Origin of the sequence: Limnospira sp. PMC 289.06, from assembly GCF_032350395.1 — a bacterium.
Classification (GTDB): domain Bacteria; phylum Cyanobacteriota; class Cyanobacteriia; order Cyanobacteriales; family Microcoleaceae; genus Limnospira; species Limnospira platensis.
This window is the reverse complement of sequence record NZ_JARPLC010000026.1, coordinates 32709-45755: the sequence shown is the minus strand read 5'-3', so window position 1 is coordinate 45755 and position 13047 is coordinate 32709. Positions and strand designations below refer to the sequence as shown.

General features: G+C 42.9%; 12 protein-coding genes. 8 read left to right on the top strand and 4 right to left on the bottom strand.

Translation table 11 applies throughout. The annotated features are described in order from the left end of the window. Positions 1–248: 248 nt before the first annotated feature. Positions 249–2309 (top strand): FHA domain-containing protein, encoded by a 2061-nt coding sequence (locus P5674_RS08260; RefSeq protein ID WP_006616306.1) that lies wholly within the window; start codon positions 249–251, stop codon positions 2307–2309. A 3-nt stretch (positions 2310–2312) separates the two neighbouring features. Here P5674_RS08260 and cobU read toward each other — a convergent pair whose 3' ends face one another. Further along, entirely contained in the window at positions 2313–2879 is a 567-nt protein-coding gene (gene cobU / locus P5674_RS08255) for a bifunctional adenosylcobinamide kinase/adenosylcobinamide-phosphate guanylyltransferase (protein WP_035736838.1), read from the bottom strand. Positions 2880–2931: 52 nt separating this feature from the next. Between cobU and P5674_RS08250 the strand changes: the two genes are divergently transcribed. After that, positions 2932–3324 (top strand): 6-pyruvoyl trahydropterin synthase family protein, encoded by a 393-nt coding sequence (locus tag P5674_RS08250; protein ID WP_006616308.1) that lies wholly within the window; start codon positions 2932–2934, stop codon positions 3322–3324. Between the two features lie 35 nt (positions 3325–3359). On the opposite strand, the gene tnpA is transcribed toward P5674_RS08250, so the two are convergent. Next, positions 3360–3746, bottom strand: a complete 387-nt coding sequence (tnpA, locus tag P5674_RS08245) for an IS200/IS605 family transposase (RefSeq protein WP_315669928.1) — start codon at positions 3744–3746, stop codon at positions 3360–3362. A 60-nt stretch (positions 3747–3806) separates the two neighbouring features. On the opposite strand from tnpA, the gene P5674_RS08240 reads away from it, so the two are divergent. From P5674_RS08240 to P5674_RS08230, 3 genes are all read left to right on the top strand, one after another. Continuing rightward, positions 3807–3923 (top strand): helix-turn-helix domain-containing protein, encoded by a 117-nt coding sequence (locus P5674_RS08240; protein WP_014275361.1) that lies wholly within the window; start codon positions 3807–3809, stop codon positions 3921–3923. Positions 3924–4004: 81 nt separating this feature from the next. Continuing rightward, complete coding sequence (locus tag P5674_RS08235) at positions 4005–5030, top strand: RNA-guided endonuclease InsQ/TnpB family protein (protein ID WP_434475122.1); 1026 nt, start codon at positions 4005–4007, stop codon at positions 5028–5030. Positions 5031–5096: 66 nt separating this feature from the next. Further along, positions 5097–6113, top strand: a complete 1017-nt coding sequence (locus P5674_RS08230) for a succinate dehydrogenase/fumarate reductase iron-sulfur subunit (protein WP_014277158.1) — start codon at positions 5097–5099, stop codon at positions 6111–6113. 103 nt (positions 6114–6216) lie between these two features. On the opposite strand, the gene P5674_RS08225 is transcribed toward P5674_RS08230, so the two are convergent. Then, on the bottom strand, positions 6217–7158 hold the full coding sequence (locus P5674_RS08225) for an ADP-ribosylglycohydrolase family protein (protein WP_315669927.1): 942 nt from the start codon (positions 7156–7158) through the stop codon (positions 6217–6219). Then, positions 7158–8534 (bottom strand): nicotinate phosphoribosyltransferase, encoded by a 1377-nt coding sequence (locus P5674_RS08220; protein WP_315669925.1) that lies wholly within the window; start codon positions 8532–8534, stop codon positions 7158–7160. The genes P5674_RS08225 and P5674_RS08220 overlap by 1 nt, the downstream gene beginning before the upstream one ends. 393 nt (positions 8535–8927) lie before the next feature. Here P5674_RS08220 and P5674_RS08215 point away from each other — a divergent pair, with 393 nt between their 5' ends. The 3 genes from P5674_RS08215 (at position 8928) to P5674_RS08205 (ending at position 12760) form a co-directional block, all read left to right on the top strand. Beyond that, positions 8928–10331 carry a sensor histidine kinase gene (locus P5674_RS08215; protein ID WP_152088524.1) on the top strand — a complete coding sequence of 468 codons (1404 nt, stop codon included), beginning with the start codon at positions 8928–8930 and terminating at the stop codon, positions 10329–10331. A 196-nt stretch (positions 10332–10527) separates the two neighbouring features. Further along, positions 10528–11757 (top strand): DUF1501 domain-containing protein, encoded by a 1230-nt coding sequence (locus P5674_RS08210; protein ID WP_006617183.1) that lies wholly within the window; start codon positions 10528–10530, stop codon positions 11755–11757. 88 nt (positions 11758–11845) lie between these two features. Further along, positions 11846–12760, top strand: coding sequence for an aspartoacylase (locus P5674_RS08205; protein ID WP_014277155.1), 915 nt, complete (start codon positions 11846–11848; stop codon positions 12758–12760). The last annotated feature ends 287 nt before the right edge of the window (positions 12761–13047 follow it).

Here is a 13047-nt window from a genome sequence, read left to right as displayed (position 1 = left end):
CACAGCCACAGCCACAGCCACAGCCACAGCCACAGCCACAGCCACAGCCACAGCCACAGCCGCAGCCGCAGCCACAGCCAGAACAAACCAATCAGCCACAGCCAGAACAAACCAATCAGCCACCCGCAACCACAGGAGATAAAGTTCCTCCATCTCCTCCACCAACACCATCAGCAATTCCTGAACAGGTAGAAGGTCCTCTGCTGTGGTAATAGGCTATATTAAAGTTAAGTTTTGGGGATTCGATTATGTCTTTAAAAACTGATAAAATCGCGACTAGAATACAGGAAATTCACAGATTTTTGGGGTTGAGAAGTGACCGAGACCCGGCTTATCTGGAAATTGCCAAAACCCTGGAACAGCTAGAGTCGGAGTTAAACAGCGGAAAACTGAGGGTTAAAATTGTTAGTAGTTCCCCGAAGATAGGCGAGGGTTTTTACAATCTATTAAGCGATCGCCCTAATTTGTTAGAATCCTATGAATGGGAAACTCAGGTAATCAGCCAAACCCAACCCCAGTTATCTCCAGAATTAATTATTGTTGATGGATTAAGCGGGTCAGAAATCCAGCGTTATCCTCTTTCGGAACATGAGATTATCCAAGTGGGTCGCCATCGTAGTTGTCGGGTAAAAATTGCCAATGAGTATCATTTGATTAGTAACAAACACGCGGAAATTAAACCCATTGTTAACGGTAATATTCGCGGCTGGGAAATTAACGATCTGAACAGTACCAATGGCAGTTTTATTAATAATGCACCCCTAGAAAATCATCATTTATTAAGTGCTAATGAATCGATTTTTTTGGGTTCTGCAATACCTATTACAGGCTGTATTTGTTTACATCTGCAAGCATCACAGCCAGTTAATCCATCAATGAACAATGGAGCCAGCGCCAAGGCGTTAACTGATGTGGATATACTATATATAATCATTGATGAGGAACAGCACATAGAGAGTCATAAATCGGCAATTCAGCAAGCAATTAAAAACCAAATAGAGCATATATTTATAATTTTAGATTATCAAAAATTTGGGGATATTTATAACAGTTTAAATGCCGAATATCCTGGAGTTGAGGTAATCGATTTATCAGGCAATTTGGCAGCAAATAATCCCGGAGATATTGAAGAAGAAGTTAAGCAGAAACTAGAGAAACATTATGATTTTTTAGAAAAACTGGCAGCCAATCAGGGGGAAAAATTATTATTAAAACGTTTCAGCCAAAATATTCTGGAAAAACTAGAGGCGATCGAACAGGTTTTAGAAGGAGAAATTGAGGCAATTAAACAGAATTGTCAACAAACGGAAGCACAGCTTAGTCTTTTACAGACTAATGATTTAAAAGATGATATGAAAAAGGCTTTAAAAAAAGCTGGAGATGAGAAAGACAAGTTTTTCCGAATGCTTAAAAATGACTTAAATCAATCAAAAAATAATTTATTAGATGAGTTTAGGAAAAGTAGTTTATTCTATAAAATCCAACAGTTTACTGATGATTTAAAATCCAGCGGAGTCCAGCGGAGCGCATATTTATATGTCCGACTACAAGCAGGAGATAATCCTAATGCTACGGGTCACTATCTGCACTTAAAAGCCATTCATGTTTGTCAAACAGAGTTGATAAAATGGTCTTCTGAAGAATGGCAAAGAATTGGTAATTTTTATGGCGGTGATGGTTTAAATGGGCTGCTAAAACGTATCTATGATATCCTGAACTTTGTGCCTAATTTATCATGGTCGGAATCCCTATTTCACCCCCCAGAAGATATAGATTTTAGAAGCATATTACAGGCTTCTGTGATTGAACCAACTTTTGAGAGTAGATATAAACAACCGAGTTTGTTCGGTTATTTATTTAAAAATCTGAAAGGTCAGGTAATATCTGGTGTGGGAACTATTATGCTGATGGGTAGTTTATTTATTCCAGCGGGTGGGGATGTCAAAGGTAGGATAGTGGCGATATTGTTACCTATTTTTATGGTGACTACGCTGATATCTTATCATCAAGATAAAACCGCGAAAATCCAAGATAATACTGAAAAACTCAAGAAAGATATGAATAGCTATTATCAATCTTTCATTAAAAATGTCAGCAATAATATTGTCCAAAATATGGGCTATGCTTTAGAACAGGAAGAAAGAAGAATTAGAGATGATTTAGAGGCGGTTAATGAGTGCTATAATGCTTATTTACTCAATCGCGAAAAACATCAATTAGAGTTGCGGATGCAAAAAGACCAATATCAATCGAGCCAACGTAATTTAGAAAAAGATTTGGCGGAAGTGCAAAAATTCAAGAGACTTTAGTTATTAGTCGGGGGAGATTTTCACACCTAAGCGAGTTAAGTCTAACGCATATCCCCCAGTGACTAAATAAACGGAATCAGCATGAGTCCCGACCAAGCGGACTAAACCCCCTAGGCGATCGCGAAAAAGGCGGCCCAAGGGATAAGGGGGAACCAACCCCCAACCGACCTCTTCAGCGACTAAAATCACAGGTCCAGTGACGGTTAATAAAACCTGTAATAACTCGGTAACCGCCTGTTCCCATTGTGATTCTTCCCAGTCCAATAAATTAGCCAACCAAGTCCCGAGAGAATCTACTAAAATACAATTATCCGCCGTGGCGACAGATGCTAAAGTAGTTGATAATGTGATAGGAACCTCTAAAGTTGTCCAATCGGAAGGGCGACGATCGCGATGTTTTTGAATGCGATCGCCCCATTCCGGATCGTGATCATCAAAACCAGATGTAGCTATATAAATCACCGACTTGCGGTAATTTCTAGCGTAATTTTCCGCCCAATTTTCCGCCCACTCACTCTTACCCGATCGCACCGGACCAGTTACTAAAATTAATCTTTCTGTATCAGTCATCCCAATTTTTTGCGAATTGTCAACAGTTACCAAAACCACAGGTCAGCCACCCATGTCTAAATGGAAACTAACAACCGAATTTACATTCGATAGCGCCCACTATATCAAAGATTACAACGGCCCCTGTGGTCGCCTCCATGGACACACCTATAAAGTGCGAGTAGAAGCCACATCAAACCAACTGCATTCCTCCGAATTTTGTCCCCACCCGGTGATGGTTGCCGACTTCCGCAGCCTGCGATGGGCCAAGAAAGATGTCAGCAAAGGCGGACTTGATCACGGTCTTCTCAATGAAATATTACCCCCAAACTACGAAACCACGGCCGAAATGATTGCCAAATTTATCTATGATGAAACCAAAAAGCGAGTCCCAGAGGGAGTACAGCTAAAAGTCATGGTTTCCGAAACAGCCAATTCCTGGGTTGAGTATGAAGACGAAACCTGATTTATCGAAAATTTTGGGTTTAAAACCCCGTCGTTCTACGACGGCTTTTCTTGGTTTTTAATGTAAGACTTCAGAACCTCTAATGGTGCGCCACCGATTGAAGATACAAAATAACTAGGCGACCATAAAGATTCTTTTCCGTAGGGTTTAGGGAATCTGGCTTGCCCATATCTACGACTGTCAACTCCTTTAAAAGCAAAAACTATGACAGAAATAGAGAGTTGAGGAGGGTATTCAACTAAGGTATGAATATGGTCTGACTCCCCATTAAATTCCAGCACTTGAAAATTCATTTTTTCAGCCACTTCTCTAAAAGACTTCAGGATTAACATCCGGCTCTCCACTGTCAAGATTTGGCGACGATACTTAGTCACACAGACCAAATGAATCTTTAAATCCGAAACAGACGCTCTTTTCGTCAAAGGCTTGACATCTACCAGACTCCTAGCTATAATTAATGCACGCCAATACAATTTGACAGTATGAAGCTAAGATATCGATATCGAATTTACCCAACAGACCAACAAAAGAGATTGATGTCTCAATTGTTCGGACGCTGTCGGGTAATATTTAACGATGCCTTAGCATATTGTCAATAACAATAGCGTGCGGGTAACAAAAAGCCTAAGTTAAAGGAACTTTCTCAAAGACTTACAGAACTCAAAAAAACCGAGGAGAAAATCTGGTTGGGAGAAGTTTCTTCTATTCCCTTACAACAGTCTTTAAGAGATTTAGAGCAGGCTTACTCTAACTTTTTAAAATCCTGTAAAGGACAAAGAAAAGGCAAGAAAGTTAAACCTCCCAAGTTTAAAAAGCGTAAATCTAAGCAATCCGCTAGATTTATGGATCATGGTTTTAAACACCTTAATTCCGATTACATTTACATCGCTAAAATTGGTGATATTAAAGTAGTCTGGAGTAGAGAGTTACCCACAAAACCTTCTAGTGCTACCTTAATCAAAGACAGTGCTGATAGGTATTTTGTCAGTTTTGTTGTTGAGTTTAATCCTCAACCCTTACCGGAAAACCAAAATTCTGTAGGAATTGATTTAGGAATCACTGATTTTGCCACATTAAGCAATGGTGAGAAAGTTAAATCTCCTAAGCCTTTAAAGAAACAACTAAAGCGTTTAAGAAGATTACAACGTAATTTATCAAGGAAACAGAAAGGCAGTCAAAGAAGGGAAGTTGCTAGAAAGAAATTAGCTAAACTTCACGCCAAGATTTCTGATACCAGAAACGATTTTCTTCAGAAATTGTCAACTCGGATTATTCGTGAAAACCAAACGATAGTCTTGGAAGATTTAAAGGTTTCAGGGATGATGAAAAACCGAAAACTATCCCGTGCTATTTCGGATTTGGGTTGGCGCAGTTTGAGAACAATGCTAGAAGTTAAATCTGTTATGTACGGGCGTGATTTTCGTGTCATTGATAGATGGATTCCCACTTATCAAACCGGTTCTGGCTGCGGTTTTCGCGGTGGTAAAAAAGAATTAAATATGAGAGAGTGGACTTGTTTAAATTGTGGCACATCTCACGATAGAGATGTTAACGCTGCGATTAATATTAAGGTCGCCGGAGGGCATTTGGAGACTTTAAACGGATGTGGAGAGAGGGTCAGACTTTCTGTAAAGAAAGCACATCTCAATGAAGCGTCAACCCGTCCAGCATTTCAACAATTGTCAATCTTTGATTTGTTGAAATAGATGGAAAGCCCCGTTAGCGCACGCCGGGGCGGATGTCAAAATAGGCAAAGACCTTGGTTTTATCACATGAAAGTTCAATTTAATATTATCCGGCAAACTGCTTCAAGCGCGCCACAGGTGCAAAGTTATCAGTTAGATGTTGATCCAGCTACTACGATTTTAGATAGTCTAAATCGGATCAAATGGGAACTTGACGGCACTTTAGCTTTTCGCAAAAACTGCCGAAATACCATCTGTGGTAGTTGTTCAATGAGGATTAATGGTCGCGCCGCCCTAGCTTGTAAAGAAAATGTGGCCAGTGAAGTCAAACGCCTACAAGACATTGCTGCTGCTAATTCCAGTTATACAGGCGGCGATGAGATTCCTGTATTAACCATTGCGCCCATGGGTAATATGCCTGTAATCAAAGACCTAGTGGTGGATATGACCCAATTCTGGGATAACCTGGAAGCGGTGGAACCCTACGTTAGCACACAGGCGCGTAAAATTCCTGAGCGGGAGTTTCTCCAGACTCCTGAAGAAAGGGAAAGTTTGAATCAGAATGGCAATTGTATCCTCTGTGGCGCTTGTTATTCTGAATGCAATGCGAAGGAGGTTAACCCGACTTTTGTCGGTCCTCACGCCCTGGCTAAGGCTCAGAGAATGGTTGCTGATTCTCGTGACGCACGCACTGAGGAACGTTTAGAACAGTATAACCAGGATATTCAGGGAGTTTGGGGCTGTACCCGTTGCTACAACTGCAATACGGTTTGTCCCATGGAGGTGGCTCCTATGGATCAAATTGGTAAGATTAAGCATGAAATACTAGAACGTAAGCAGCCGTCTGATAGTCGTCCTGTGCGCCACCGTAAGGTTATGGTTGAACTGGTGAAGCAGGGCGGATGGGTTGATGAGCGTAAATTTGGCTTAATGGTGGTGGGTAACTACTTACGAGATGTCCAGGGTATTCTCAGTATTGGTCCTTTGGGGGTTCGGATGCTTTTACGGGGTAAGTTTCCGTTTAGTTTTGAGCCTTCTGAGGGAACTAAAACAGTGCGATCGCTCATTGAGTCTGTCCAAAGTTTGGAGAAGGAAAAGCCTTAATTTCTCTGAACAATTAGCAGATTAAGTTAGCAGATTAAGCTACTAGGGTGGGTTGAGCAGTCTCGCATAACCCGCCCTGATGGTGTTTATAAATTCGCCGAAATCAACTATTTTCTGTGGCTTTAGCTAGACGGTTAGCTAAATCGATGATATCCTCTCGACGCGCGATCGCCTCTACCCACTCGGAAGGTATTTGTTCAAAGCCATAATAAATCCCCCCTAGACCTCCTGTAACCGCGCCAGTCGTATCGGTATCAGACCCTAAATTAACTGCTGTTAGGACAGCTTCAGCATAGGAAGAACTGTTTAATAGACACCACAGAGATGCTTCTAAGGTATGAACTACATAACCATCAGAGGCGATCGCCTTTTCTGGTAAACTTTCAATTTCACCAGTCCACACTCGTTCAAACTCCGATAATTCCGACTTAAAGGGTGGTTTAGTATAAATAGCTTCAACCGCTTTCAGTCCCTCAATATAGGCGGTTTTGATATCCAGACCCTGTAATAAACCCACAGCAATACTAATGTAAATACCACAAGCAATTTGCGATCGCAGATGACCATGGGTAAGCCGAGAACAGTCGTGAACCCGTTTAATTAATTCCGCAAATTCCAGGGACTTATAACAATAAGCTAAAGGTAAAATTCGCATTAATGACCCATTACCATTATCACGAATATCTGTTCCTCCGGCTGCTATAGGTTCCACCCCTTCACGCAATCTACTAATCGCCCTGCGAGTAGCCCCACCTATATCAAACGCATTACCATAAGGTGTCCAGTAACCCTCATAAATCCACTTACAAAAAGCCTTAGCTATCTCATGCAAATTATAGCCATTACAGAGACTTTCAGCCAAACAAAAAGTCAGAGAACTATCATCAGACCAAGTTCCTGGGGGTTGATTGTAAGTACCATAGCCGACCATAGTTGTGATCGGGTTGTCTTGACAATCACTGCGGCTATAAAATTCTACCGGAACTCCCAGAGCATCGCCTACACAGACTCCCATTAAACCAGACAAAACCGGAGAATATTGCATCATTTTACCTCGGTTGACTTGCTAAATTTTTGCCTCAAATTTGCCAATTCTTCGGAAATTTCAAGGGTCGGGAAAATCGGATTATCAAACCTACGACATTCTGGGGGAAGACTGGCGACCGAGGCGGCGGTGCGTTCAGCAATGGCGGCTAAAGGCTCTGGCTGATTGACCAGTTTTCCGTCTTTCATGACTAACTGCAATAAGCCGATAGATGATGGATTAATACTCTCACCTTCATCGATTAAACAGAGGCGATCGCCTTTCATTTTACCCCCTTCCATGAGTCGATAAATTTGCTTACGTCCCGGATAAGTCACCTTACTACTAGACTCTTTCATCACCGGAATACCATCAATTTCTACCAGCTTATAAACCCCATTAACCGGAGTTCCACTCACCAGTTTAGTCCCAATTCCGTAGCCATTAATAGGAGCCTCAGCCCCTTTTAAACGAGCAATTTCTACCTCGTCAATATCCCCACTAGCAAAAATTGCCACCTCCGGTAATAGCGATCGCACTTGCTTAGATAATTCTACCATATCTCCTGAGTCTAATCTTACCCCCTGCACCTTAATTTTACCAGCTTTGACCTGTTCAGCTAACCGTTGTGCTGCTTTCAGCGTGTCATAGGTATCAATTAACAAAGGTGCGCCGGGGAAATAATGGTGAAAAGCCTCAAAAGCCGCATCTTCATTTTCATCAATAGCAGCGATCGCCATTACCAAAGCATGAGCCATTGTCCCCCTTGGTTTTCTGCCTAATTTCAAAGCTGCCAACACATTAGAAGTACCATCAAAACCCGCCCCCAAAGCTGCTCGCGCCGCCCACAAAGATGCTTGGGGACTAAAAGCCCGACGAGTTCCAAATTCTAATAATTTGGCATCAGGTCCCGCTGCATCGCGCATTCTCGCTGCTTTCGTAGCAATTAAAGTTTGATAATTTATAGTATTTAACAAGTAGGTTTCTACAATTTGAGCTTGCCATAAAGGTGCTTCAATTCGCAAGATTGGTTCATTCGCAAATACCGCCGTACCTTCCGGTACAGCCCACACATTACCGCTAAATGTTCCTTCTGCTAACACCGACCAAAAGCGATGATTAACATTCCTGAAAATCCCCAAAGATTTCAGTTGTTCAATTTGAGATGAGTTAAATTTGAGGTTTTCTAAATAGTCTAATGCTTGGGTTAAACCCATAGCTATTAAGTAACCAAAGTTATCCGGTAACTTTCTGGTGAATAGTTCAAAACTGGCGGGTTTATCCTCAATTCCTTCCCCCACATAACAGGCTGTCATTGTTAATTGATACAGGTCTGTTAGTAAGCTATACTCATCAGGACTTAAAGACATAGCACGGTCTTCTGATGCAAAGTCCATGGGTTAGATACCTTGATATATATACTGTCTTTTCTAATTATATAGGAATTGGCGATGTACATCTAAACTACCCTCGCCCTATTTGAGACAGGGGTTGGGGTGAAGTGAGGGCGACAGATATCATGTAGGGGCGCGCCTCCGCTGTTAATTAGATATAACACCCAGAAGATTAATAAACCTAATAAACCCCCCCTGTGCGGTGAGGGAAATGTACGGTGCATATAATAAATCCCAGAACCCCCCCAAAGATTAACCATTAATTAAGATTTGGTTAATTTTGGCTAAATTCCTGGTCAGAGCATTAAACCATGATAGAGTAATAAATATAAACTAGCATCTACAGAAGGTTAACCGCTAACTATCACACAATGAGTTAGGTTGAAAAAATTAATCATGGACGCTTGTATTGAAGATTGCACCCCTCCGTCTGCATCGGTATTTTCACATACACATTTGCGCTTAGAGTCTACCCTACAAGAATTGTCTCTGTATGACTTTCAAGTAGATCTAGATCAAGCGGGAATGGTATTGGCTAAAATGTTTGAAACTAACCCCACCCTACCCGGAGTTATTTTAAACCATGATTGCCAGTTTATTGGTATGATTTCCCGGCGGCGTTTTTTGGAGTATCTCAGTCGTCCTTATGGTCGGGAACTGTTTTTACCTAGGTCTATTCGAGCCCTCTATAAATTTTCTCAGGTGGACTTATTAATCCTTCCCGGAAATACTCTGATAGTTGATGCAGCACGCCTGGCTATTATGCGATCGCCTGAACAAATTTATGAACCCATTATTGTGCAAATTTCCGACAGTGATTATCGCCTGTTAGATACCCAACAGCTCTTAATTGTTCATTCTTATATTCATCAACTAGCTACTGAATTATTACAAGCACAAACCCAGGCGCAATTAAGGCAAACTGAAAAGTTAGCGAGTCTAGGTAAAATGGTGGCGGGAGTAGCTCACGAAATCCGTAATCCTGTAGGCTGCATTGTCGGCAATACTCACTGTTTAACTCAGTATTATGAAGATATAATGCAGTTAATTAACGCCTATGAACAGGAATTAATTACTCCCCGATCAACTATTGAACAGTTAAAAGAAGATATTGATTGGGAATTCCTCAAAACTGATGGCTTGGAAATGCTCAAAAGCATTCAAGTTTCGGCGGAACAGTTGAACCACCTAGTCAACAGTTTACGCACCTTTTCCCACATGGATAATAGACAGAGGCGGGAAATGGATATTCATGAATGTTTAGATAGTACCCTAATCATCTTAAAAAACCGCCTAAAAGTCGGGATTGAGGTCATTAAAAATTATGGGAATTTACCTAAATTTTCGGGTTATTCTGGGCTGCTCAGTCAGGTATTTATGAATCTTTTGGCTAATGCCATAGATGCTTTAGAAGAGACAGCTAATCATCACCCAAATGCTGCCAAAATCTGGATTTCTACCCATGTAGCTGATAGTTGTCCTTCCCAATTGCGATCGCTGATAATTCCCCCCCCAAATTACCTAGAATATTCCCAAAATACCCAAGCATCAGAAGCCGCCCCAACCCCACAGACCCAATATATTGTCATTCGGATTACCGACAATGGCCCCGGTATCCCCAAGGAAATCCAAAACCGCATTTTTGATAACTTTTTCACTACCAAGTCTGCCGAAAAAGGCACAGGTTTAGGACTCGCAATTAGTCATGAAATTATTTACGAGAAACATAGTGGTTGTTTGCATCTCCTTTCCACCAACGGAGTCGGCACCGAATTTGAGATAGTCTTGCCTTTGATTTAGGAGATTATTTCTAGGAGTATGATATAATCAGACTAAGCCGGTCTTCCCACCCACATACATCGGCGGTAAAGACTAGGCAAATTCCCCTAATAGCCTGATTAACCGGACTGGTGGTTGATTTTCACACAACCGGGAAAACTTAACTTAAAATAGCAGTATGGCAAATTAATCAGCCGATAGATAGGAAGCGGTCAATATGCGAAGACGAGAACTTTTAACTTTTGGCGCTCAACTGTGCGCCGCCACGATCGCCACATTAGGAAGCCACGGTTGGATCGCCAGAAGTGTCGCCACCACCCCTAACCCCAAAAGGTTAATCGTGCTATTTTTGCGCGGAGGAATTGACGGATTAAACGTAGTTGTCCCCTATGGTGACAGCGACTATTATCAGGCTAGACCAGCGATCGCCATTCCCCGACCCCAACAGGAAGGGGGCGCAATTCAGCTAGACCAAAACTTCGGCTTACACCCCAGCCTAAACTCCCTGCTTCCGCTATGGAACCAAGGAAGTTTAGCTTTTGTTCACGCCTGCGGTTCTCCTGACCCCACCCGGTCTCACTTTGAGGCTCAACACTATATGGAAGTCGGAACACCAGGAAATAAAAGAACCCCCGACGGTTGGATGAACCGCCTACTGGGCTTGTTACCAGGACAAAACCCCGTAGATGCGGTTAGTGTCGGTCAGTCGATATCTGCCATTCTATCAGGTTCTCAGCCAGTTAGCAATATCTCCCTAGGTCGCAATGCCTCCCGCCAAATGCCCATAGATCGCGATCAGGTGCGAGCCACCTTTGACCGACTATATGCCAATAATGACCCCCTCAGCGTCGCTTATCAGGAAGGTAGAAGCGCCCGCGATCAACTGATTAGGGAATTAGAGGCGGAAATGGTCGCCGCTAATAATGGTGCGCCTCTACCGGCTGGTTTAGCTGGGAATGCTCAACAATTAGCCACTTTGGTAGTGCGTGACCCACAGATTAGATTAGCATTTCTCGATGTTGGGGGATGGGATACCCATGTTAACCAGGGTTCAAGTCGGGGGTTAATGGCCAACCGTCTGGAAAGGTTAGGGGAGGGCTTGGTGGCGCTAGTGGATAGGCTTGGTTCGGTTTATAGCAATACCACTATTGTGGTGATGTCAGAATTTGGTCGCACAGTGCGCGAAAATGGCAATGGTGGCACTGATCACGGACGTGGTAATGTTTTATGGGTTTTGGGTGGTTCCGTGCGTGGTGGTCGCGTTTATGGGCGCTGGCCAGGTTTGTCTGACTCGGAGTTATACGAGGGACGGGATCTGGCTGTGACGACGGATTTTCGAGATGTGATTAGCCCGATTTTAACTTCTCAGTTTGGGTTAAGCGCTTCTCACCTGGAGCAGGTATTTCCCGGATACCGCCCCACTGGTAACTTTTCTGAGATTGTTTAATTGATGGAGGTTGTCCGGTGTGGGTTGTTCCCGGTCAACTAACTTATTAACTATCAATCATCAATTGATTAATTGGGCATAATATCTCATGGGATTAACAGAAGAAAATCATGATCAAATTAAACGAGTTGCCATTGTGGGTGGCACTCATGGCAATGAATGGACGGGAATTTATTTGATTAAGAAATTTGAGCGATCGCCTGAATTATTGCGGCGTTCTAATTTTGAGACTTTCACACTATTAGCTAATCCCCGCGCCTGGGAAATTAACCGCCGCTATGTTGATCGTGATTTAAACCGCTCTTTTGGGCGGCAAGATTTAGAAAACACCAATTCTGATATTTATGAAATTCAGCGATCGCAATGGATAGCCAGCCAGTGGGGACCCCAAAGCCCATCTCCTATTGATACCATCATTGATTTACACAGCAGCACCGCCCACATGGGATTAACCTTAATTTGGGTGAAAAATAATGCTTTTAATCGCCAAATTAGCGCCTATTTAAAAGGCATTTTTCCCGAAATAAATATCTACAGTTGGATAGAATCTGAATCCCAACCGGAAAACCCCTCCCTGAAATCTTTGTGTAATTACGGATTTTCCATCGAAGTCGGACCCATTGCGCCAGGGATGTTAGATGCGGCATTATTCCTGAAAGCGGAAAAGGTTATTTATGCTCTTTTAGACTACATAGAAAAGTATAATCGCGGGGAAATTATGGAGAGCGATCGCACTCTGACCATATACCAGTATATCAAACAGATAGACTATCCCCGCACGGCGACGGGGGAACTCGCCGCCATGATTCACCCACAACTACAGGGGAGGGATTATCAACAGCTAAACCCCGGCGATCCGATGTTTTTACAGTTTGACGGAACCACGATTTATTATCAGGGAGAAAGCCCCGTCTGGCCGATTTTTATCAATGAGGCAGCCTACTACGAAAAAGCGATCGCCATGATTTTCACCGAACCCCAAACCATCGAAATCTACGAATAATTGATAATTGTAGGGGCGCGCCTCCGCCGTCAATAATCCATCCCCACCCGGGTTTTGGTAAACCCGCCCCACCGTCGATAATTAATTGTAGGGGCGCGCCTCCGCCGTCAATAATCCATCCCCACCCGGGTTTTAATAAACCCGCCCCACCGCCGTCAATAATCCATCCCCACCCGGGTTTTGGTAAACCCGCCCCACCGCCGATAATTAATTGTAGGGGCGGGTTCTGCGGTCAATCATCCATCCCCACCCGGGTTTGAATAAACCCGCCCCACCGCCGATAATTA